This window comes from Streptomyces sp. IMTB 2501, from assembly GCF_001953885.1.
GTDB lineage: Bacteria > Actinomycetota > Actinomycetes > Streptomycetales > Streptomycetaceae > Streptomyces.
The window spans coordinates 1-23478 of sequence record NZ_MQUS01000035.1; the positions used below are offsets into that span (position 1 = coordinate 1).

Consider the following 23478-nt stretch of genomic DNA (forward strand, 5'->3'; position numbering starts at 1 on the left):
CGCCCGTCGACGGAACGTTCCGTCGACGGGCGCCGTCCACACACGGATACCCTTGACAGGTGACCGACGCCCAAGACACCGCAGCAGACGGCTCCCTGCGCACCACCGGAGGCACCCCTCCGGACGACGCCGGATCTTCTGTGATGGGGGCGCCGACTCCGCTGCTCGAACCCCGCGAGGGCATTCCGCCCGTGATCGCCGGCGAAACCGCCCTCGCCGAGGTGATCGCCGCCTTCGCTGCGGGCTCCGGCCCGGTCGCCGTCGACGCCGAGCGGGCCTCCGGCTACCGCTACGGCCAGCGCGCCTACCTGGTGCAGCTGCGCCGCCAGGGCGCCGGGAGCGCGCTGATCGACCCGGTGGCCTGCCCTGACCTGTCCGCGCTCGGTGAGGCGCTGTCCGGCGTCGAGTGGGTGCTGCACGCCGCCACCCAGGACCTGCCCTGTCTGCGGGAAATAGGCATGATCCCGGCCCGGCTCTTCGACACGGAGCTGGCCGGCCGGCTCGCCGGGTTCCCCCGGGTCGGCCTCGGCGCCATGGTCGAGAACGTGCTGGGCTTCGTCCTCGAGAAGGGCCACTCCGCCGTCGACTGGTCGACCCGGCCGCTGCCCGAGCCCTGGCTGCGCTATGCCGCGCTCGACGTGGAACTCCTCGTCGACCTGCGCGACGCGCTGGAGAAGGAGCTGGACCGGCAGGGCAAGCTGGAGTGGGCCCTGCAGGAGTTCGACGCGATCGCGGCCGCGCCGCCCGCCGAGCCGAGGAAGGATCCCTGGCGGCGCACGTCGGGCATGCACAAGGTGCGCAGGCGCCGGCAGCTCGGCGTCGTACGGGAGCTGTGGGAGACGCGGGACCGGATCGCGCAGCGCCGGGACGTGTCGCCGGGCAAGGTGCTCAGTGACGCCGCCATCGTGGAGGCGGCGCTGGCTCTTCCGGCCAACGTCCATGCGCTCGCGGCGCTGAACGGGTTCGGGCATCGGATGGGGCGGCGGCAGCTGGAGCAGTGGCAGACGGCCGTGGACCGTGCGAAGGCTCTGACCGAGTCACAGCTGCCCCAGCCGGGGCAGCCGGTCACCGGACCGCCGCCGCCACGGGCGTGGGCCGACAAGGATCCCGCAGCGGCGGCGCGGTTGTCCGCGGCCCGGGCGGGCGTGACGGCTCTCGCCGAGGAGCTCACCATGCCCCAGGAGAACCTGGTGTCCCCGGACACGGTCCGGCGTATCTGCTGGGAGCCGCCGAAGGTGGTCGACACCGAGTCCGTGGGGGCCGCGCTGGCGGGATACGGCGCGCGTCCGTGGCAGGTGGAGCAGGTGACGCCGGTGCTGGTCGCTGCGCTGGCCAAGAACGAGGGTGCCTAACCGCCGTAGGGCTTGATCGCGTTCGGCGCCCGCGGGTCGTTCGTGGTCGCTCGCGCGGTTCCCCGCGCCCCTTCGGGGCGCCACCGACGTCGAGATCAAGCCATGCCGCACGCCGCCGTGGTGTGACCTTCACCGCTACGGCGGAGAGGGCTGGGCAGCTACATTACTCGCAAGTAGCATGGGCTTAAGCAAGCGCTCAGCGTCCCGCACCCTGGAGGAGAGCCATCGTGCCTCGTACCGTCAGGGACGTCGTCTTCGTCGACGGCGTCCGCACCCCCTTCGGCAAGGCGGGCCCGAAGGGCATCTACCACGAGACCCGCGCCGACGACCTCGTCGTGAAGGCGATCCGGGAGCTGCTGCGCCGCAACCCCGGTCTGGACCCGAAGAAGATCGACGAGGTCGCCATCGCCGCGACCACGCAGATCGGTGACCAGGGCCTGACCCTCGGTCGTACGGCCGGCATCCTCGCCGGTCTCCCCCAGTCCGTCCCGGGCTACTCGATCGACCGCATGTGTGCCGGCGCCCTCACCGCCGTCACCACCACCGCCGGCTCCATCGCCTTCGGCGCCTACGACGCCGTCATCGCCGGTGGCGTCGAGCACATGGGCCGTCACCCGATGGGCGAGGGCGTGGACCCGAACCCGCGGTTCGTGAGCGAGAAGCTGGTCGACGAGTCCGCCCTGTTCATGGGCATGACCGCGGAGAACCTGCACGACCGCTACCCGCAGATCACCAAGCTGCGCGCCGACGAGTACGCGGTGCGCTCGCAGGAGAAGGCCGCCAAGGCGTACGCCAACGGCAAGATCCAGCAGGACCTGGTGCCGATCTCGGTGCGCCGGACGAACGCGGAGGCCGGCGAGACCGGCTGGGGCCTGGTGACGGCCGACGAGCCGATGCGCCCGGGCACCACCCTGGAGAGCCTGTCCGGCCTCAAGACCCCGTTCCGCGTCCACGGCCGGGTCACGGCCGGTAACGCGGCCGGTCTGAACGACGGTGCGACCGCCTCGATCATCGCCTCCGAGGACTTCGCCCGCGAGAACAACCTGCCGGTCAAGATGCGCCTCGTCTCGTACGCCTTCGCGGGCGTCGAGCCGGAGGTCATGGGCTACGGCCCGATCCCGGCGACCGAGAAGGCCCTTGCCAAGGCGGGGCTGGGCATCGGTGACATCGGTCTGTTCGAGATCAACGAGGCCTTCGCCGTGCAGGTGCTGGCCTTCCTCGACCACTACGGCATCGCGGACGACGACGCGCGCGTCAACCAGTACGGCGGCGCGATCGCCTACGGTCACCCGCTGGCCTCGTCGGGTGTGCGTCTGATGACGCAGCTGGCCCGCCAGTTCGAGGAGCAGCCGAACGTCCGCTACGGCCTGACCACCATGTGCGTCGGCTTCGGCATGGGCGCGACGGTCATCTGGGAGAACCCGCACTTCGAGGGGGACAAGTGAGCACCACCGCTGAGCTGTTGAAGGGTGCGGCCGAGCTGTTCCCCGACGAGGTCGTGACGTCCGCGCACGTCCGCCACTTCGACCTGCCGTTCGGGGCCGGCCGCTTCGCGCTGATCACCCTGGACAACGGCCTGGACCACACCAAGCCGACCACCTTCGGCCCGGCCTCGCTGGCGAACCTCAACGCCGCGATCGACCAGGTCGAGAAGGAGGCGGCCGAGGGCGCGATCGTCGGTGCCGGTGTCACCGGCAAGCCGTTCATCTTCGCGGTCGGCGCCGACCTCAAGGGCGTCGAGCTGCTGAAGAAGCACGAGGACGCGCTCGCCATCGGCAAGGGCGGCCACGAGGTCTTCAAGCGCCTCGCGGGCGTGGCCGTGCCGACCTTCGCGTACTACAACGGCGCCGCGATGGGCGGTGGCGTCGAGGTCGGTCTGCACTGCACGTACCGCACCGTCTCGAAGGCCATCCCGGCGTTCTCCCTCCCCGAGGTGTTCCTGGGCCTGGTCCCGGGCTGGGGCGGCTGCACGCTGCTGCCGAACCTGATCGGTGCCGACAAGGCCGTCTCGGTGATCATCGAGAACAGCCTCAACCAGAACAAGCAGCTCAAGGGCCAGCAGGTCTTCGACCTGGGCATCGCCGACGCCATCTTCGAGGGCGCCGACTTCCTGGAGCAGTCGCTGCTCTGGACGGCCCAGGTGCTGAAGGGCGACATCGAGGTCGAGCGCCCGGTGATCGACCGCGGTGAGGCCTGGGACCAGGCCGTCGCCAAGGGCCGCTTCATCGCCGACGGCAAGGTGCACGGCGCCGCCCCGGCCGCCTACCGCGCCCTCGACATCATCGCCGCCGCCAAGAACGGCGACCTGCAGCAGGGTTACGACGCCGAGGACCAGGCCCTCGCCGACCTGATCATGGGTGGCGAACTCCGCGCCGGCATCTACGCGTTCAACCTGGTGCAGAAGCGCGGCAAGCGGCCTGCCGGTGCGCCCGACAAGAACCTCGCGCGTCCCGTGACCAAGGTGGGTGTCGTCGGCGCCGGTCTGATGGCCAGCCAGCTCGCCCTGCTCTTCCTGCGCCGCCTGGAGGTGCCGGTCGTGCTGACCGACATCGACCAGGAGCGCGTCGACAAGGGTGTGGGCTATGTCCACGCCGAGATCGACAAGCTGCTCGGCAAGGGCCGTATCAACCAGGACAAGGCGAACCGCCTCAAGGCGCTGGTCACCGGTGTCCTGGACAAGGCCGAGGGCTTCTCCGACGCGGACTTCGTCATCGAGGCCGTGTTCGAGGAGATCGGTGTCAAGCAGCAGGTGTTCGCGGAGGTCGAGGCGGTCGCCCCGGCGCACGCGATCCTCGCGACCAACACCTCCTCGCTGTCGGTGACGGAGATGGCGGCGAAGCTCAAGCACCCCGAGCGGGTCGTGGGCTTCCACTTCTTCAACCCGGTCGCGGTCCTCCCGCTGCTGGAGATCGTCCGCGGTGAGAAGACCGACGACGCCTCCCTGGCCACGGCGTTCGCCGTCGCCAAGAAGCTGAAGAAGACCGCGGTTCTGGTCAAGGACGCCCCGGCGTTCGTCGTGAACCGCATCCTGACCCGCTTCATGGGCGAGATCCAGAACGTCATCGACGAGGGCACCCCGGTCGAGGTCGCGGAGAAGGCGGTCGAGCCGCTGGGTCTGCCGATGTCCCCGCTCGTGCTCCTGGAGCTGGTCGGTCCGGCCATCGGTCTGCACGTCTCCGAGACCCTGAACCGGGCCTTCCCGGACCGCTTCACGGTCTCCCCGAACCTCGCCGCCGTCGTCAAGGCGGGCAAGCGCGGCTTCTACGTCTACGACAGCGGCAAGCCGGAGCTGGACCCGGAGGTCGCCGCGCTGCTGAAGCAGGGCGACTCCGTCCTCACCGAGGAGCAGGTCCGCGAGCGCGTCCTGGACGCGGTGGCGCAGGAGATCGGGCTCATGCTCGACGAGGGTGTCGTCGCCGAGGCCCAGGACATCGACCTGTGCCTGATCACGGGCGCCGGCTGGCCCTTCCACCTGGGCGGCATCACGCCGTACCTGGACCGCGAGGGCGTCTCGGAGCGCGTGAACGGCAAGAAGTTCCTGGCCCCGGGCGTGGCGAGCATCCCGGCGTAACGCTTCGCTGATCAACGCCGGGTGCCCGCACTCCTGTCGGGGTGCGGGCACCCGGCGTCCGCGTTCCGGGGGCTCCGCCCCCGCACCCCCGTATCGGCTGCGACACCCGTGCGTCCACGGGGAGTCGAGGGCCCGACTCGGTCCGGTCCACCGGGCACCGTGGCCGTCGAGTGCGCGGCGAACCTCCGGGACCGGTCCGGAACCGGCCGAGGGGAGCGCGGTGACCGGCTCGCCGCCGGGACGCCAGGCGCACAGGTCGTCCGAGGAGTCGGTGCGGCAGAGGGTCGTAGGGTGAGGGCCGGCGGGGCGCCCGCCTGCTCCTGGCGCCGGTCGTACCGCTCGATGAGGCGGGACTCCCCCGTGACCGCCGCGAGCCCGTCGCACCTCGCGGCCCTTGAGGTTCCGCCAAGTCCCCAGCGCCCTTCTCCTTCTGCGCGAGCAGCCGTACCCCGCCCTGGCACGGCCCTGTGCGCCCGGCTGCTCACAGCCGCTTCGCGCTGCGGAACAGCCCGGCGTAGAAGCCGTTGCCGTCGAGGCGCGAGACACCGCCCTGGTCGCCGATGGTGGGGCCGTTCTGCTCCTTGCGGCTGGAGATGAAGACCTTGTGGCCCTCGGTGTCCGGGCCGAGGTAGATCGCGGAGTGGTCCATGTGGTCGGCGGTGCGGTGGTCCATCTTGAAGAACAGCAGATCGCCGGGCTGCAGGACGTCGGTGTTCTTCGGCCGCACGTACCAGGGGCCCGGGCCCTGGAGCTTGATGATGTCCACGCCCTCCTTGCCGCGGGCCATGCCGTCCGCGGTGCGCGGCAGCCCGTCGCCGTGGGTGTTGTCGGACATCAGCGGGTAGCGGGCCCGGTAGCCGTAGACCAGGCGCAGATAGCCGGAGCAGTCCACGGAGCGCAGGCGGTCCTTCTGCGGGTACACCGTGACGCCGTCCCGGAAGGTGTACGGGATGCCCAGGTAGTCGTAGAAGTCGGTCTGCTCGTAGCGGTCGACGCCGTCGGCCTTGAGGGGACCGTAGTTCGCGTGGCCGGCGTACTGGATGCCCTGGTCGTCCTTCTTGACCGGGGCGCCCTGGGTGTACTGGAAGGCGAACGCGAAGACGTCGTCCTCCTCGCTCCCGTAGTACTGCTTGAACCAGTCCTTGAACCACTGCTGCTTCTCGGCCCCCTTGGTCCATGTCTCCGGCGTGAGGCGGACCCAGTCGTCGGTGACCACCTTGGTGGTGGTGTTGGCGGGCTCGCCGAAGGTCCGCGTCGGGCCCTTGAGGGTGGCCGTACGGGCGCCGTCCGTGAAGGTGGCGATGACCGCGCCCTTGCCGTCGCGCAGCACCGAGCGCGCCGGGTTGTTCAGCCGCTCCCAGGTCTGCTTGCCGCTCGCCCCGCCCAGGCCGTTCGGGTTCTCGGTGATCGTCCGGGTGGCCGGGAGCTTCGCCTTCTCGTCCTTGCGCAGCTCGTAGGTGAAGTAGGCGCTGCCCGCGAGCAGGGCCAGGACCGTCACCGCGTGGACGACGGGGCGGCCTTTGCGCTTCGGCATGGTGGGGGCTCCAGGAGTGCGTGGATACGGGCGGTTCAGGCGGTCGGCATGGCGCCGAGGAGGATGCCGGAGGTCAGCACCACGTAGGTGGCGAGGGTGACCGAGCCGACGGACAGCAGGGTCGCGCCCTTGGGCTGGCGGACCAGCTGGTAGCCGATCAGGCCGGGGACGATGAAGCCGAGCGTCTGGTTCGCGTACAGCAGCGGGAACTCCCTCTGCAGCACGATGATCACGGTGGCCTGGATGAGCACGCCGCTGAGTACGACGGCCGCGAAGAGCCGCTTGCCGTACAGGATCACGAACTTCTGCAGGAGCAGCGTGGCGAGGTAGGTCAGGACGGTCACACCGACGACGAGCGCGGCGCGCTGCAGGTCCTCGATGAGCGTGAGGGCGAGCCAGCCCGGAGTGATCATGCCGCCCGGCGACAGGTTGGTCGTCAGGTAGCACATGAGCGAGAACATCAGTCCCAGGCCGATGCCGATCGCGGCGATCTCGGGGGTGAGGACGGAGGGGATCAACGCGGTTCTCCAGGGCTGTGCCACTGCCGGCTGTCGTCGGCGGAGGGCTGGGGCGGGACACGGGGTTCGAACAGACCGCGGGACCGGGGCTGTTCGGCCGCCGGTCCGTCGTCGCCGGGTGCCTGGGGCACGGCGGGAGCGGGCCGGTCGCCGTGGTGTGCCCGCGGCTCGGTCCAGGTGTCGTGCGAGGTCGTGTACGACGTCTCGTACGAGGTCTGTGCGGGGAGCTGCGGGACGTACGGCTGCGCCTGCGCGTACCGCGCCTCGTACGCCTCCGGGTAGCGCTGGTAGGGGTCGGTGCGGGGGACGTACAGCTGCATCGTCTCGACGTGCCCGACGACGGCGGGTGCCGCATCGGCGCGGCCGACCGGGGGCGCGGCGGCGGGGTCGTCCGCACTCTCGTCGGGCGGCAGTTCGGCGAGGTGCTCCAGCAGGACCTCGCCCTGGCCGTGGATGTTGCCGATCGCGACCAGCGAGGTGTCGGGGCCGAGCCGGTCCAGCAGCTCGGCCATGAACTCCTCGGGGTCGCGCTTGTCGCCGCCGAGGTCGACGGCGCGGGAGCGGAACTCGGCCGGGATGGCGTCGATGGCGGACTTGGCAGGATGGCCGATGACGAAGACGCGCTCGGGGTCGAGGCCGGGGATGATCTCGCCCATCTGCCCGTTGCGTTCGACGCGGTCGGGGCGGCAGTTGATGACCACGTTGAGCGGGCGGTGGATGGCGCCGAGGTCCAGCAGCTGGTTGATGTTCATCAGCGTCGACTCGGGGTCGTTGGCCGCGAAGACGTTGGCGAAGCGCAGCCTCTTGCCCTCGGGCGTCAGACAGCGCTCGACGGAGAGGACACCGGGGTCCGGCGGGGCGTCGTACATGCCCTGCAGGGCCGTCTCGCGGTCGACGCCGAGGAGTTCGGCGACGGTGAGGGCGATGGCCACGTTCTCCTTGAAGGTGAACCAGCTGAATCCGCGCAGCTCCTCGTCGGTGACCGTCTCGGGATCGGCGTAGACCAGCTTGCAGTTACGGGCGTCCGCCTCCTTCTGCAGGATGTGGAAGCGGTCCTTCTCGGCGGTGACGCAGATGCCGTCCTCGGGCATCGAGCGGCACAGCGAGCGGGCCACGTCGTCGAGGGTGGGACCCATCTCGGCGAGGTGGTCCTCGCGGACGTTGCACAGCACGCCGATGGTGGAGCGGATCAGCTTGGACTGGTTGATCTCCTGCAGGGCCGGCATGACGGCCATGCACTCCATGACCAGCGCGTCCGGCTTGTACGCGGCGGCACGCCGCACGATGCCGATCTGCTCGACCACGTTGGCGATGCCGAACTTGCGGTAGACCGGCTCCTCGGTGGCGTCCGGGTGGATGAACCGGGCCGCGGTGCCGGTGGTCTTGGCGACGGTGACCAGGTCGCCGCCGCGCAGTGCGCCCGCGCACAGCCGGGTGATGGAGGACTTGCCGCGGATGCCGTTGACCAGGACCCGGGTGGGGATGTGTTCCAGGTTGACGAAGTGCCGCCGCTGTTCCACGACGCCCGCTATGAGCAGGATCGCGCAGCCGACCAGCAGCACGGTGTAGAGGAAGAGCACGGGTGATCAGTTCCTTGTGTACTGCTCGGACGGGGGTGGGGACGGGGTGCGGCGGGGCTGCCGGCGGCTCTGGTCCTGCAGTTGCCGCCGGATGAGTTCCAGGGAGCGGGTGACGGCGCCGACCTCGTCGTGGTGCTGTGGGAAGAGCACCGTCCTGCGGTCGCCTGCGGCCAGCGCCTCGGCGCGGTCGGCCAGGTTGCTCAGCGGCCGGGCCACCACGATGTGCAGCCAGCCCAGGCAGGCGACGGCCGCGGCGGCGCCGAGCAGACCGGCGAGGACGGTGCGGTTCCGGGCGTCGTACTCGGGGATGGCGAGCCGGTCCACGGGCTGCCAGCTGACCACGCTCCAGCGCAGCGACTCGGCCGAGCCGCTGCCGGAGAACGGCGCGGCGGCAGCGATCCGTATCCCGTTCTGGCGGTACAGCACACCGTGGGGCCGCGCCTTCTTGCCGAGCCGCTGGGCGCCGGCCGCGACCAGGTCCTTCAGGTGCTGGTCGGGCAGCGACTGGAAGGCGAGGAAGCCGGTGTTGCCGGCGATGACCCGGTGCCGGTCGTCCACGAGCCGGACCACGCCGAGACCCGGCCGGGTCAGCAGCGCGTTGAAGAACTCGACGCGGAACTCGCCGACCAGCTGGGCCCCGCTACGGCCGGGGATCTCGGCGGCGGCGACGACCACGGGTTCCTTGCCGCCGTGGCCCAGCAGCCTGAGGGGCTTGCCGGAGACGCGGTCCGACTTGATCACCTTCGGGTCCTTGCCCTCGCGGGCCTGGATGTCGCCGCGGGAGTCGACGACGTAGAGGGAGCGGTAGCGCCTGTTCTCGTTGTAGGTGTGCTCCAGCACCTCCTTCATGGCCTCGGGTGAGGTCTTGTCGCCGATGAGGGAGGCGACCGACTCCAGGTCGGCGTCCCCCTCGTTGAGCGCGCGGCGTACCCGGTCGCTGAGCGTGTCGGTGCGTTCGCGCTGGTCGTTGACGAGTTGCCGGGGTACGTCGGCCGTGCTGTCGGCGCGGTTGACCAGCAGCATCAGCGGTGCGGACCAGGCGAGCAGCAGGGCCGCACAGGCCGCGAGGAGGGCGCCGGTGCCCACCCGGCGCGGCCCGGTCGGGCGCCCGGCGGGGCCGGTGGCCTCGGCGCTCTCGCCGAGCAGCTGGCGGCGCAGCCGCTCCAGGGCGCCGCCGATGCGGTGGGCCTCGCCGTAGCCGGGGACGATGACGGGCCGGGTCAGATCGCCGCGGGTGAGCCGGCGGGACTCCAGGAACAGCCGGATGAGCGGGCGTTGCACGGTGCCCAGCAGCACCGCCACGGCCAGTGCGCCGACGAGGAGCAGCGTGCCGCCCGCCGCCAGTCCGAACACCGGGGACTGGGTTCCGCCGGACTTCTCGGTCACCTTGACCATGGCGACCACGGACAGCCCGAGCCCGCCGGCGGTGGTGGTGTCGCCGGGCTCGGCCGCGGCGAGGGTGGCGTAGCCGGCGACGGACCGGTCGCCGGCCCGTTTCCCGCCGAGCAGGCTGCCACTGACCCCCGGGTAGCCGCCGGTGCCGGGCTCCTTGCTGCTGCGCGGATCCTGCTCCGCCTTGCGGGCGGCCCGCTGGGCGAAGTCCTTGAGCTGCTTGGTGGAGTCCTTGATGTCCTCGCGGTCGGCGCTGTTGCGCGCCGACTCCGGTTCGGCGATGCCGTCGCCGCTGAGGATCGCGCCGTCCGAGTCGGCCACGGCGATGGAGCGGAACCGGCCGAGGCTGATGCCGGGGAACTTCAGGTTCCGGGAGGCGACCAGCAGCAACTGGGGTTTGTCCGGCCAGGTCAGCAGCCCGAAGGACAGCAGCCGTACCTCGCCGTTCCTCATCCGCACCATGCGCGGGGTCAGCCCGTCCTCGCCCTTGAGCGAGGAGAGGTCCACGGAGGTCAGCGGCACCGTCTCACCGCGGGCCGCGACCAGCTTGCCGGTGCGGATCTCGACGACGGCGGTGCCCATCCACTTCTGGTAGGTGCTGCCGAGCTTGTCGAGGACCGCGTCACCGGAGACCGGCTGCCCGGCGCCGAACAGCGCGGCGGAGCGGGTGACGTCGGTGACGGACTCGTCGATGGAGGCGCGCAGCGCAACGGCGCCGTCCTCCGCGAAGTGCTGCTGGGACGTCATGACCGCCCTCGGCACGCCGGCGTCGTCGACACGGCCGAGCACGAGTGCCGTGATGCCGGCGAGCGTCAGCAGCAGCGCCGAGAGGACCGCGATCGGTGGGCGTATGCCGCCGATCAGTGACATGTCGGCTCGGCGACGGGCTCGGTGCTGCCGCGCCGGGGGCGATGACGCCACAGGACGGTCCTCTCTTGACTGTGGTCCGGATGCACTGAAGGTAAGAAGGCATCCGGAAACCTCAGATAGATAAGAGGAGGGTTAAGTTGCCGTAAGTCGTACGTGATCTAGGCAACATTGCTTAACTGATGAACAAGTTAAGACAAATGCCCCACCCGTCAGGGCAGCGGGGTCAGCAGGGACAGCAGGGTCCGGCCACGGCGTCCGTTCACCAAGATATCTTGGTACAACCATGAGAGCCCATCGCTCACGCGCCATAACGATCGCAACACTTCTGCTGGTCATCGCCGGTCTCGCCGGGGTGCTGACCGCCCTGCTCCACCGCACGGGCGGCGCCTTCGACGACCCCGGCCGACCCGCCCCGAAGGGGGCCGCACAGATCGACCTGGCGCGCGAGGTGGCCGGCTACACGAGCCGGTTCGGCCCCGACCGGGGCTATGTCCAGCCCGGCCAGGCAGACCGGGACGGCATCGCCACGGCCATCGGCCTGTTGCTCGACGGTCACCGCGAACAAGCTGAACAGCGCCTTTCACAGCGGGACTTCAGTGTGCGCACGGTCGCCGACCGGCCCTCCGGCCATCGCTACACCGAGGTGGCCGACCGCACCGACACGGCCGTGACGCCGCGCGGCTGGGGCCGGGTCTACATCGATCTGGAGCACCGCCCGCGCTGGTCGGTACAGGTTCCCCATCCCGGCTTCGACCTGGGGACCGAGCAGCTGGGCGTGCGCGTGCTGCGTGGCTCCCCCGGCGGCATCCTGATCGTCGCAGGTGCACATCGCAAAGCCGGAGTCGGCAATTCCGCGGATGTGGCGCACCGTCGGGACACCGTCTTCCACGCCATCTGCGCCGAACTGGCCCGCCGCGGCATGCCCGGGATCCAGCTGCACGGCTTCGCCGCCTCCGCCGCGCCCGGCTACGACGTGATCGCCTCCACCGGCGCCGGTACGGCGGCCCGGCCGGAGGGCCGCGAACTGGCCGACGCCCTGCGCGACCACGGCTTCCGGGTGTGCCCGGCCTGGGTGCGGTCCTGTCCGCTGGAGGGCCGCACCAACGTGCAGGGCCAGGTCGCCGACACCGACCATGTGCCGTTCCTGCACGTCGAGTTCTCCCCCACGATCCGGGCCGGCGGACGGCCCGCCGAGCGAGCGACCGACGCGATCGCCGAGATCACCCGCCGATGGGCGGGGCAACCCCTGGCAGACTGAGCCGGCCATGAACGCGACGAAACAGGGTTGTTACCGAAAATGACGGACACTCCGGGCACGGCGGGCGCATCGCCCCTCCCCCTGCTCATCGTCGACGGCGCGAACGTCGTCGGGTCGGTGCCCGACGGCTGGTGGCGCGACCGCCGCGGTGCCGCCGAGCGCCTGCGCGACCGGCTGGTGCCCTTCGCCCGGTCCGGTGTGGTCGGCCTGCCCGGTCCGCTGGAGATGGTCCTGGTGGTGGAGGGCGCGGCGCGGGGTGTGGCCTCGGTGCCCGGGGTACGAGTCGAGGAGGCGCCCGGCAGCGGCGACGACCACATCGTGGCCCTCGCGGCAGCGGCCGGCGACCGCCCGTGCCTGGTCGTCACGGCCGACCGCGAACTGCGCCGCCGGGTCCAGGAACACGGCGCGCAGGTCACCGGGCCGCGCTCGGTACGGGACTGACACACGGGCCTGATCCCGTCGTCACCCCCCGGCCGAGGACAGCCGGCACCCGCAGCGGGGCCGGCGAGCCGGTACCGCACACCGCGAACGCCGCCTCATACGGCCCGACGGTGACGTACACGGCACAACCCTCGTCGGGGTTCCACAGTGGGCGGACGAAGGACGGCAGCCGGATGACGCAGGCCAGGACCGCGAGGAGGGGCGGCAGCGGTCTCGTCCGGTACGCCGTCCGGGTGACCGTCCTGGTACCGGATCTCGTGACTACGGGGTGTGCGGGCCGGGCAGGGCGGCAGGCACGGCCGGCACGCCGGCCAGCCCCGCGCTTCCCGCCGAAGCCGGAGGCGAGGCCGATGCAGCGAGAGGCGCGGTCACGGAGTGCCGCCGGCGGTCTGCTGCGCGGCCTTGTCCCGCAGGGCCAGGCGGCTGTGCGTACGGCCGTAGAGGAAGTAGACGAAGAAGCCGATCACCATCCAGATGGCGAACCGCAGCCAGGTCTCGGCGGGCAGGTTGAGCATCAGCCACAGCGAGGCGCACACCGACAGGACCGGGATCACGGGGACCCACGGGGTGCGGAAGGCGCGCGGCAGGTCCGGGCGGGTCCGGCGCAGGATGAGCACGCTGATCGCGACGACCACGAACGCGAAGAGCGTGCCGATGTTCACCAGCTCGGCCAGCTCGCTCAGGCTGGTGAACCCGGCGACGACGGCGATGATCACGCCGAGCAGGACGGTCGGCCGGTGCGGCGTCTTGAAGCGCGGGTGGACCCGGGAGAAGAAGCGCGGCAGCAGTCCGTCGCGGCTCATCGCGAAGAAGACCCGGGTCTGGCCGAGGAGAAGGATCATGCACACGGTGGTCAGGCCGACCGCCGCGCCGAAGCTGATCACGCCCGCGTACCAGGGGTGCCCGATGGACTTGAAGGCGTCGGCGAGCGGGGCCTCCACCGACAGTTTCGAGTACTTCTCCATGCCCGTGACGACGATGGAGACGGCCACGTACAGCACGGTGCAGATGAAGAGAGAGCCCAGGATGCCGCGCGGCATGTCCCGCTGCGGGTTGCGGGTCTCCTCGGCGGCCGTGGCCACGATGTCGAAGCCGATGAAGGCGAAGAACACCACCGAGGCGGCCGTGAAGATGCCCATGACGCCGAAGTTGGAGGGTGCCCAGCCGAACATCAGCTGGATGAGCGGGGCCTTGAGATTCCCGCCCGCCGGCACCGCCTGGGACGGCGGGATGAACGGCTTGTAGTTGTCGCCCTTGATGAAGAAGGCGCCGGCGACGATCACGATGAGGACGACGGCCACCTTGATGGCGACGACGAGCGAGGTGATCCGGGCCGACAGCTTCATGCCGAGGACGAGGATGCCGGTGAGCACCAGCACCAGGGCGGCGGCGAGGATGTCGAAGCCGAAGCCGGCGGCGTTGTCCCGCCCGGCCAGGTAGTCCGGCAGATGCCAGCCGGCGTTGTCCAGCAGGGAGCGGATGTAGCCGGACCAGCCGACCGCCACCACCGCCGTACCCAGCGCGAACTCCAGGACCAGGTCCCAACCGATGATCCAGGCGGGCAGCTCGCCCAGGGAGGCGTAGCTGAACGTGTACGCCGAGCCCGCCACGGGGACCGTGGACGCGAACTCGGCGTAGCAGAGGGCGGCGAGCCCGCAGACCACACCGGCCGCCACGAAGGCCAGGGACACCGCCGGACCGGCGTTGTTCTTGGCGACCTGTCCGGTGAGGACGAAGATGCCGGTACCGATGATGACGCCGACGCCGAAGACGGTCAGGTCGAGCGCGGACAGGGACTTCTTGAGCGAATGCTCCGGTTCCTCGGTGTCCTGGATGGACTGCTCGACGTTCTTCGTCCTGAACAGCGCGCTGCTCACGTGCCTACCTCCCACGCTTGTCGTCCTCGACATGGCTCGACGTGATCGAGAGGGTCGGGAAGCGTATGCCCGGCACTGGCAGGTTCACGCAAGCGGGCCGGTTCCGCCACCTGGAGGAGTGGCGGAACCGGCCCGCAGGAACACGTGTCCTAGTCGCGCGCGGGTTCCACGGAGTCCACGGCGTCCACGGCGTCCGCCGTGCGGTCGTACCGTCCGTCCAGCCTGGACACCAGCCCGGTGACCTGGCGGGCGATGTCCGGGGCGGTGAGTCCGATCTCGGCGAGGACCTCGCCGCGGGCGGCGTGGTCGAGGAAGCGCGGCGGGATGCCGAAGTCGCGCAGCGGCACGTCCACGCCCGCGTCGCGCAGGGCCTGGGCGACCGCCGAGCCGACACCGCCGACACGGCTGTTGTCCTCGACGGTGACGACGACCCGGTGCCGCTCGGCCAGCGGGGCCATGGCCTCGTCGACGGGCTTGACCCAGCGCGGGTCGACGACGGTGGTGGAGATGCCCTGCTTGTCGAGCAGGCCGGCGATCTCCAGGCACATCGGGGCGAGGGCGCCGACCGAGACCAGCAGCACGTCCGGCGTGTCGGTGCCGGGCTCACGCAGCACGTCCATGCCGCCGACCCGGCCCACGGCGGGTACGGCGGGGCCGACGGCACCCTTGGAGAAGCGCACCACGGTCGGCGCGTCGTCGACGGCGACGGCTTCCCTCAGCTGGGCGCGCACCTGCTCGGCGTCACGCGGGGCGGCCAGCCTGAGCCCCGGCACGACCTGCAGGATCGACATGTCCCACATGCCGTTGTGGGAGGCGCCGTCGGTACCGGTGACACCGGCCCGGTCGAGCACGAAGGTCACCCCGCACCTGTGCAGGGCCACGTCCATGAGGACCTGGTCGAAGGCACGGTTGAGGAAGGTGGCGTACACGGCGAAGACGGGGTGCAGCCCGCCGTGCGCGAGGCCGGCGGCGGAGACGGCGGCGTGCTGCTCGGCGATGCCGACGTCGTAGATCCGGTCCGGGAAGGTGTCGGCGAACTTCTTCAGGCCGACCGGCTGCAGCATGGCCGCCGTGATCGCCACGATGTCGTCGCGTTCCTTGCCCAGCTCGACCATCTCGTCGCCGAAGACGGAGGTCCAGTCGGCGCCCGAGGCCTTGACCGGCAGGCCGGTGTCGGGGTGGATGGGCCCGATGCCGTGGAACCGGTCGGCCTCGTCCTGCAGCGCGGGCTGGTACCCGCGGCCCTTCTCGGTGAGGCAGTGCACGATGACCGGCCCGCCGAACCGCTTGGCCCGGGCCAGGGCGGACTCCAGCGCCTCGATGTCGTGGCCGTCGATGGGCCCGACGTACTTCAGTCCCAGGTCCTCGAACATGCCCTGCGGGGCGATGAAGTCCTTCAGGCCCTTCTTGGCACCGTGCAGGGTCTCGTACAGCGGCCGGCCGACGACCGGGGTGCGCTCCAGGATGTCCTTGCCGCGGGCGAGGAACCGCTCGTAGCCGTCGGTCGTGCGGAGCGTGGCCAGGTGGTTGGCGAGACCGCCGATGGTCGGGGCGTACGACCGCTCGTTGTCGTTGACGACGATGACCAGCGGGCGGTCCTTGGCGTCGGCGATGTTGTTGAGGGCCTCCCAGGCCATACCACCCGTGAGGGCGCCGTCACCGATGACGGCGACGACATGGCTGTCCCGTTTCTTCAGCTGGTTGGCCTTGGCGATGCCGTCGGCCCAGCCGAGCACGGTCGACGCGTGGCTGTTCTCGATGACGTCGTGCTCGGACTCGGCCTGCGAGGGGTATCCGGACAGGCCGCCCTTCTTCTTCAGCTGGGAGAAGTCCTGCCGTCCGGTGAGCAGCTTGTGCACATAGGACTGGTGGCCGGTGTCCCAGAGCACCTTGTCCTTCGGCGAGTCGAAGACCCGGTGCAGGGCGATGGTCAGCTCCACCACACCGAGGTTGGGGCCGAGGTGGCCGCCGGTCTTGGAGACGGCGTCGACGAGGAAGGTCCGGATCTCCCCCGCCAGCTGGTCCAGCTGCTCCAGGCTGAGCCGGTCCAGATCGCGCGGTCCCCTGATGCGGGTCAGCAGCGGCACCCGTGCCTCCTTGCAGTAGAGCTGATCGAGCTTTCGCCGGGCTCGCCCGAGTCTAATGTTCAGGCGCCGGGCGACGTGCGAAGGGGCGCGGGGAACTGCGCGACCGGCCACAACGGACCGGCACGCGCAGGACAACCCGCGCCCCTACGGCGAGACCGCGTTATGCGCGACCGGCCGTCTTCTGCGTCTTACGGGTGATGGAGTCGATCACCACCGTGGTCAACAGCACAGCCGCAGTGATCATGTACTTGACCGGCTCGGCAATGGACTCCAGCTGCAGCCCGTACTGGATCGAGACGATCACCAGCACACCGAGCAGCGCGTTCCACGTACGACCGCGACCACCGAACAGCGACGTACCACCGATGACCGCGGCGGCGATCGCGTTCATCAGCAGGTCACCCGTACCGGCGCTCTGGTTCGCCGAAGCGATCTTCGACGCCAGGAACAGACCGCCGATCGCCGCGAAACCACCCGAGATCGCGAACACGGAGATCCGCACCGCGGTGACGTTGATACCCGCACGGCGGGACGCCTCCACGCTGCCGCCGAGCGCGAAGATCTTGCGGCCGTAGGAGGTACGGCGCAGCACGAAGTCCGTGGCGATCAGGAATGCGAGGAAGATCACCGTGGCCAGCGGCAGGCCCTTGTACTGGTTGTACATGTAGCCCGCGGCGAAGGAGATCACCGCGAGCAGCACGGTCCGCAGGATCGTGTCGCTGAGCGGCCGGAACGGGATGCCCGCGGCCTGCCGGCGCCGGTTGCTCAGGAAGGAGGTGAGGAAGAACACGGCGACCACGACGACGGCGAGCCCGTAGGCGGCGGCCACGTCCGAGAAGTAGTACGTGGTCAGCTTGCCGACCAGGCCGTTCGGGTCGAGGTTGATCGTGCCGTCCGCGCCCAGCACCTTCAGCATGAAGCCCAGCCAGAACAGCAGACCGGCCAGCGTGACGGCGAAGGCGGGGGCGCCGAGCACCGCGAAGAAGAAGCCGTGCAGCGCGCCGATGGCGATGCCGGCGGCGATGGCGACGAGTACGGCCGTCCACTCGGGCCAGCCCTGGTTGACCGCGAGGACACCGGCGAGGGCGCTGGCCGCGCCGCTGACCGAGCCGACCGACAGGTCGATCTCGCCGAGCAGCAGCACGAAGACGATGCCGACCGAGATCATGCCCGTGCCGACCATCGTGATCGTGATGTCGTTGATGTTCTGCGCGGACAGGAACTCGGAGTTCAGCACCTGGAAGATGACGCAGATGATCGCGAGGCCCAGGACGACCGGGAGGGAGCCCAGCTCACCGGCCTTCATCTTGCGCTTGAACTCGTGCCAGTAGCCGAGCAGGCCCTCCTGCTGGACCAGCAGGCGGGGGTCGACCGCGGTGACCGCGGCGGCCGCGGCCTCGGGGTTCTCGACGACGGGGTCGTCCTGGGACGGCGTCTCGTCGAGGTTCGCGGAGGTCTTGTCGATGCTCACTGGGAAGCCTCCCCGTTCGCGCTGGACGTGCGCGCGGCACGGCGGGTCACGGCGTTGTCGGTGGCGCCGGTGATGGCGGAGATGATCTCCTCCTGCGAGGTCGCCTTGACCTCGAAGACGCCGTTGTTGCGGCCGAGGCGCAGGACGGCGACCTTGTCGGCCACCGCCTTCACGTCCGCCATGTTGTGGCTGATGAGGATGACGGCGTGGCCGCGCTCGCGCAGGCGCTCCACCAGGTCGAGGACCTGGGCGGTCTGCTCGACGCCGAGGGCGGCGGTGGGCTCGTCGAGGATCACCAGCTTGGGCTCGCCGAGCATGGAGCGGGCGATGGCCACGGTCTGGCGCTGACCGCCGGAGAGCGAGGCGATCGGGATGCGGACGCTGGGGATGCGGATCGAGAGCGTGGTCAGCAGCTCGCGGGAGCGGCGCTCCATCTCGACCTCGTCCAGGACGCCCCACTTCCTCAGCTCACGGCCGAGGAACAGATTGCCGACGACGTCGATGTTGTCGCACAGCGCGAGGTCCTGGTAGACCGTAGCGATGCCCAGGGCCTGGGCGTCGTGCGGACGGCTGATGGTGACGGGCTTGCCTTCCCACTCGATGACACCCTCGTCGATCGGGTGCACGCCGGCGATCGTCTTGACCAGCGTGGACTTTCCGGCGCCGTTGTCGCCCACCAGGGCGACCACCTCACCGGCGTGGACCTCAAGCTCTACGTCGGTGAGCGCCTGAACGGCACCGAACCGCTTGGAGACCCCGCGCAACGCCAGCACGGGCGTAGCGGACACGTGAACCATCTCCTTCGCCGCCTGACCCGGCGGGAGGTTGTGCAGAAAGATTTGGGGGAGTTCCGTCCGGCGCCCCGCGCCGAGCTTGCGGGGCTGTGTGATCGCGGGACGCCGGAGGAGCCGGAGGCGGCCAGTCGGGCTTCCCTACGGGCATTCAAGGACGAACGCCCGTGTACGGGAAGGGACTTGACGCCGCTTACTTGAGGCCGAGCTTGTCGCAGGCCGCCTTGTAGTCGGCGGTGCAGATGTCGGCGACCGTGTAGATACCGTCCTTGATGACGGTGTCCTTGATGTTGTCCTTGGTCAGCGCGGTGACCGGGACGAGGACCGAGGAGACGTCCTTCTGGGAGTTGCTGGAGACCTTGTCCTTGGCGACGGAGTCCAGCGCCTTGCCCTGGGCGAGCGCGACGGCCATCTCGGCGGCGGCGTCGGCCTCGGGGGCGTACGGCTTGTAGACGCTCATGTACTGCGTACCGGCGACGATGCGCTGCACACCGGCCAGCTCGGCGTCCTGGCCGGTGACCGGGACCTTGATGCCCGCGGCGCTCAGGGCGGTGATGATACCGCCGGCCATGCCGTCGTTGGCGGAGTAGACACCCGCGATGTTGTTCTTGCCGACCGCGGAGATCGCCGCCTCCATCTCGGAGTTGGCGTTGTCCGGCGACCACTCCTTGGTGTCGTACTCCTTGGCGATCGTGACCTTGTCCCCGAGGACCTTGTGGGCGCCCGCCTTGAACTGGGCGGCGTTCGGGTCGGTGACCGAGCCGTTGACCATGACGATCTTGGAGGACTTGTTGGCCTTGCTGCCCAGCGCCGTCAGCAGGGCCTGGCCCTGGGTCTCGCCGACCTTCTCGTTGTCGAACGAGGTGTAGGCGCTGATCGGGCCCTCGGCCAGGCGGTCGTAGGCGACGACCTTGATGCCGGCGTCCACGGCCTTCTGCACGGAGTTCTGGATGGCCTTGGCGTCCACCGCGTCCACGATCAGGACGTCCACCTTGTTGGTGATCATGGTGTCGACCTGCTGGGCCTGCAGGTTCGCGTCCTGGTGGGCGTTGTTGTACGAGATGGTCGCCTTGTTGTTCGTCAGCTCCTTGATCTTCTTCTCGATCAGCGGCCGGTCGAACTTCTCGTAACGCGCGGTCTTGTTCTCCGGAAGGAGAAGACCGACCTTGATGTTGTCGCCCTTCTTGGCGGAGGACGAGGAGGAAGAGCTGCCGCCCTTCGACTCCTTGGCACTGCCACAGGCGGCCAGCGAGACCGCCATCGCACCGGCGGCTACGGCAACGGCGGCACGACGCATACGTGCGTTCACTTCACAAACCTCCCTGACGAGGCCGCGTCGTTGCGGCCGAGGTGGCTGGAAGTCAACTCGGCCACACGTGCGACGTCAAGAAGTAAATCCTTAACGAGATGGCAACGGTGCCATCCGTTCTCTAAGTGAAGGCAGGGGCCGCAACAGACAGCGATCCGTCCAAAAGAGTCGAATCGCCCATCTCGCTGAGGGCCAGGGCGAGCGCCCCGAGCACCTCGGCACGGCCCCCAAGTGCCCCCGGGAGAACGGACAGTTGGCGCGCCGCGCTGGGGATGGCGTAGCGGCCGACGGACTCCCTGATCGGGCCGAGCACCAGCTCACCGGCCTCGGCGAGATCACCGCCGAGGACCACCCGGCTCGGATTCAGCAGGTTGCAGAGATTGGCCACTCCAGAGCCGATATGGCGGCCGACATCGGCGATCACGCGACGACAGCCCGGGTCACCGTCCCTGGCCAGCCGTACGACGCCCTCCATGGTGAGGTCGGGGCCGTGGCTGGGCTGGAGCAGCGGGAGCACATAGCGTGCGGCCGCGAAGGTCTCCAGGCAGCCGCGGTTTCCACAACGGCAGACCGGGCCGGATTCATCGAGTGTAATATGTCCGATTTCCCCGGCGGTGCCGCCCGGGCCGCGGTAGATCTTCCCGTCGATCACCAGACCGGCGCCGACACCGCTCGCGACCTTGATGTATGCGAGGTCCCGGACGCCCTTTCCGCTGCCCCAGACCAGCTCGCCGAGGGCGCCGAGGTTGGCGTCGTTGTCCACGTGCACGGGCACGCCGAGCCGCTCGCGCAGCTCTTCGGCGGGCTTGGCGCCGGTCCAGCCCGGCAGGATCGCGGTGGACCCCAGCGTGCCCGACTCCACGTCGATCGGACCCGGCACGCCGAGGCCCACCCCGGCCACCTTGGAGGGATTCACCCCGGTGGCCGCGATCAGGCGGCTGACCAGCTGTTCCGCCCGGTCGAAGCCCTGCGCGGCGGAGGCGTCGACGTCCAGCGGCTCGGACTCCTCGGCCAGCACCTGATGGGCGAGGTTGCCGATCGCGACGCGCATGTGGGTGTGCCCGAAGTCGACGCCGATCACAATGCCGGCGTCGCCGCTCAGGCTGACGCTGCGGGCTCGCCGCCCGCCCGCCGACGTGGGCGTGACCTCGACGGTTCCGCCGTCCTTCAGTTCCCGCACGATGTTGGAGACCGTCGCGGCGGACAGACCGGTCGTCCGCGCGATCTCCGCCTGTGTGAGGGACCCGGCCAAGCGTACGGCCCGTACGACCCGCTCCAGGTTGGCTCGGTGCAGCGACGACTGCGACCCTGGAGTCTCCACGACGACCTCCTGAGCGCGAGGCCGCTTCGGCGAGGCCCCGCGTATGTCCAACTAGTGAACTCTAAGCTGAGCCGTTCGGGGCTGCTTACGTCAAGAGGTTGAACCGTTTCGAGGCCTCCGGAAACACGCGCGCATGCCGCCCCGGAGACGGAAGCGGCATGCGTACGGACGGACGCGGGGCGTCACCCCGCCGGGCTCACGGTGCTGTTCCAGCTCCCCCGCGGCCCTACTTCAGCGCGCCCGCGGTCAGGCCCTGGACGACCTGGCGCTGGAAGACGATGTACGCCCCGAGCACCGGCAGCATGGCCATCACCAGACCGGCGAAGAGACCGGACCAGTCACCCTTGTAGCCCTGGCTGACCGCGAGCTGGACCAGGCCCTGGGTGAGCACCTTCTTGTCGGGGTCGGTGTTCAGGACCGTGGGCAGCATGTACTGGTTCCACTGCCCCAGGAAGTTGAAGATGCCCACGCTGATCAGGCCCGGTTTGGCCATCGGGAGCATGATCTGGAAGAACGTACGCGTGTGCGAAGCGCCGTCCACGAAGGCCGCCTCCGCCACCGAGGTGGGCAGGGTGCGGAAGAAGGCCGTGAGGAAGAAGACCGTGAACGGCAGCGAGTACGCGATGTAGACCAGGATCAGTCCATGGATCGTGTTCAGCATGCCCATGTTGTTCACGACATAGAACAGCGGGACCAACGCGAGCATGATCGGGAAACTCATGCCGCCGACGAACAGGTAGTAGATGAAGCGGTTTCCCGGGAAGTCGAAGCGGGCGAGGACGTAGGCCGCCATGGAGCCGAGCACCAGGGTGCCGATGAGCGAGCCGCCGACCACCAGGACGGTGTTGAGGAAGTAGTCGCTCATGTTGGCCTGGGTCCAGGCCCGCGACCAGTTGTCGAAGTGCAGCTTGTCCGGCAGCGACCAGGGCGAGCCGAAGATCGAGCTGTCCGACTTGAAGGACGTCATCACCGCCCACAGCAGCGGCGTGACCACCATGATCGCCCAGATGATCAGCACGCCGTGCGAGAAGACGTTGAGGACACCGCCCTCCTTCTTCTGCCGGTCGGGCTTCGGGGCGGGCGCGTCGGCCTTGGAGACACTGGCGCCGGACTCGGCCGGCCGCGGTGCGGGGGTCTCGGTCGTCTTCATCGGTTCAGAACTCCAGCCGCTCGCGACGGCCCAGCCGCATCACGATCGCCGCGAAGGCGAGGGTGACGACGAGCAGGGCGACGCCGATGGTGGTGGCGTAGGCGGCCTGACCGTCCCGGAACGCCTTCTGGTACACGTACAGGACCATCACCGTGGTCGAGTAGTCGGGGCCGCCGGGGCCGGTCGTCATGATCTGTACGACCGCGAAGGACTCGGCGCCGAGCGCGAGGATGCCCATGTAGACCCAGCCGGACTGCACGGTGTCCCACAGCAGCGGCAGGGTGATGCGGAAGAAGGTGGTGGCCCGGCCCGCGCCGTCGAGCAGCGCCGACTCGTACAGCTCCGTCGGGATGGAGGCCATGCCCGCCGAGAACAGGACCACGAAGAAGCCGGTCGTGGACCACACCAGCACAGCCATCACACACCACAGCGCGAGGCTCGGGTCGCCCAGCCACAGCGGCTGGACGTTGTCGAGGCCGATCCCGCGCAGCAGGGAGTTGATCGCGCCGCTGTCCGGGTTGTAGGCGAAGGCGAACAGCAGCGCGACGATCGCGATGGACAGTACCTGCGGGAAGAAGTACACGATCTTGTAGAAGGACGAGCCCCGGACCCCGGAGATCACAGGGCCGCCCTTCCTCCGGCGTCCGCCCACATTGATCATGAAGGCGAAGAACAGCGCCAGACTGATCGTCACCAGCGGGAGCACCAGGGCGAACAGCAGACTGTGCTGCAACGACTTCCAGAAGATGTCGTCGTGGAGCATCCTCGTGTAGTTGTCGAAGCCGACCATCTTGAATTCGGGGCTCAGGCCGGTCCAGTCCGTGAACGAGTAATAGATGGACTGGATGAACGGCCACACCACGAAAAGCGCGTACAGTCCCAGGGGCAGAACCAGAAACCCCACGATGAACCGGTACTTGCCGTGCTGCATCGCCACTCCGGTGCGTTGAGAGGGT

17 protein-coding genes are annotated in these 23478 nt (G+C 69.6%); 5 read left to right on the top strand and 12 right to left on the bottom strand.

The window, feature by feature from the left end; all coding sequences use genetic code 11:
- The first annotated feature begins 59 nt into the window (after positions 1–59).
- The 3 genes from AV521_RS38950 (at position 60) to AV521_RS38960 (ending at position 4923) form a co-directional block, all read left to right on the top strand.
- A complete protein-coding gene (locus tag AV521_RS38950; protein ID WP_076095691.1) occupies positions 60–1352 on the top strand; it encodes a ribonuclease D in 1293 nt (430 codons plus the stop codon).
- Positions 1353–1579: 227 nt separating this feature from the next.
- Complete coding sequence (locus tag AV521_RS38955) at positions 1580–2797, top strand: acetyl-CoA C-acyltransferase (protein WP_076095693.1); 1218 nt, start codon at positions 1580–1582, stop codon at positions 2795–2797.
- Positions 2794–4923, top strand: coding sequence for a 3-hydroxyacyl-CoA dehydrogenase NAD-binding domain-containing protein (locus AV521_RS38960; protein WP_076095694.1), 2130 nt, complete (start codon positions 2794–2796; stop codon positions 4921–4923). The genes AV521_RS38955 and AV521_RS38960 overlap by 4 nt, the downstream gene beginning before the upstream one ends.
- Before the next feature lie 481 nt (positions 4924–5404).
- Here the strand turns inward: AV521_RS38960 and AV521_RS38965 are convergent, their stop codons facing one another.
- Genes AV521_RS38965 through AV521_RS38980 form a run of 4 tightly spaced genes read right to left on the bottom strand, consistent with a single transcriptional unit; the run spans position 5405 to position 10817 of the window.
- Entirely contained in the window at positions 5405–6457 is a 1053-nt protein-coding gene (locus AV521_RS38965; RefSeq protein ID WP_076095696.1) for an NlpC/P60 family protein, read from the bottom strand.
- A gap of 35 nt (positions 6458–6492) precedes the next feature.
- Positions 6493–6975 carry a poly-gamma-glutamate biosynthesis protein PgsC/CapC gene (locus AV521_RS38970; protein ID WP_076095698.1) on the bottom strand — a complete coding sequence of 161 codons (483 nt, stop codon included), beginning with the start codon at positions 6973–6975 and terminating at the stop codon, positions 6493–6495.
- Positions 6972–8555, bottom strand: a complete 1584-nt coding sequence (gene pgsB, locus AV521_RS38975; protein ID WP_076095700.1) for a poly-gamma-glutamate synthase PgsB — start codon at positions 8553–8555, stop codon at positions 6972–6974. Before pgsB ends, AV521_RS38970 begins: the two co-directional genes overlap by 4 nt.
- Before the next feature lie 6 nt (positions 8556–8561).
- On the bottom strand, positions 8562–10817 hold the full coding sequence (locus tag AV521_RS38980; RefSeq protein WP_076095702.1) for a cache and HAMP domain-containing protein: 2256 nt from the start codon (positions 10815–10817) through the stop codon (positions 8562–8564).
- A 283-nt stretch (positions 10818–11100) separates the two neighbouring features.
- On the opposite strand from AV521_RS38980, the gene AV521_RS38985 reads away from it, so the two are divergent.
- Positions 11101–12075: a hypothetical protein gene (locus tag AV521_RS38985; RefSeq protein WP_076095704.1), complete on the top strand. Its 975-nt coding sequence runs from the start codon at positions 11101–11103 to the stop codon at positions 12073–12075.
- Positions 12076–12114: 39 nt separating this feature from the next.
- Positions 12115–12516, top strand: a complete 402-nt coding sequence (locus AV521_RS38990) for an NTP pyrophosphohydrolase (protein ID WP_076095706.1) — start codon at positions 12115–12117, stop codon at positions 12514–12516.
- Positions 12517–12884: 368 nt separating this feature from the next.
- Here the strand turns inward: AV521_RS38990 and AV521_RS38995 are convergent, their stop codons facing one another.
- From AV521_RS38995 to AV521_RS39030, 8 genes are all read right to left on the bottom strand, one after another.
- Complete coding sequence (locus AV521_RS38995; RefSeq protein WP_076095708.1) at positions 12885–14393, bottom strand: amino acid permease; 1509 nt, start codon at positions 14391–14393, stop codon at positions 12885–12887.
- A gap of 149 nt (positions 14394–14542) precedes the next feature.
- On the bottom strand, positions 14543–16480 hold the full coding sequence (dxs, locus tag AV521_RS39000; RefSeq protein ID WP_076095710.1) for a 1-deoxy-D-xylulose-5-phosphate synthase: 1938 nt from the start codon (positions 16478–16480) through the stop codon (positions 14543–14545).
- Positions 16481–16640: 160 nt separating this feature from the next.
- The gene (locus AV521_RS39005) at positions 16641–17951 is read right to left on the bottom strand and encodes a sugar ABC transporter permease (RefSeq protein WP_076095713.1); all 1311 of its coding nucleotides are present in this window, start codon (positions 17949–17951) and stop codon (positions 16641–16643) included.
- Positions 17948–18748 (bottom strand): ATP-binding cassette domain-containing protein, encoded by an 801-nt coding sequence (locus tag AV521_RS39010; RefSeq protein WP_076095715.1) that lies wholly within the window; start codon positions 18746–18748, stop codon positions 17948–17950. The genes AV521_RS39005 and AV521_RS39010 overlap by 4 nt, the downstream gene beginning before the upstream one ends.
- Before the next feature lie 187 nt (positions 18749–18935).
- Positions 18936–20039: a sugar ABC transporter substrate-binding protein gene (locus AV521_RS39015; RefSeq protein WP_076095718.1), complete on the bottom strand. Its 1104-nt coding sequence runs from the start codon at positions 20037–20039 to the stop codon at positions 18936–18938.
- A gap of 133 nt (positions 20040–20172) precedes the next feature.
- Positions 20173–21372 carry an ROK family transcriptional regulator gene (locus tag AV521_RS39020; protein ID WP_076095720.1) on the bottom strand — a complete coding sequence of 400 codons (1200 nt, stop codon included), beginning with the start codon at positions 21370–21372 and terminating at the stop codon, positions 20173–20175.
- A 226-nt stretch (positions 21373–21598) separates the two neighbouring features.
- The gene (locus tag AV521_RS39025; RefSeq protein WP_076095722.1) at positions 21599–22522 is read right to left on the bottom strand and encodes a carbohydrate ABC transporter permease; all 924 of its coding nucleotides are present in this window, start codon (positions 22520–22522) and stop codon (positions 21599–21601) included.
- 4 nt (positions 22523–22526) lie between these two features.
- Complete coding sequence (locus AV521_RS39030) at positions 22527–23453, bottom strand: carbohydrate ABC transporter permease (RefSeq protein ID WP_076095724.1); 927 nt, start codon at positions 23451–23453, stop codon at positions 22527–22529.
- Positions 23454–23478: the final 25 nt, after the last annotated feature.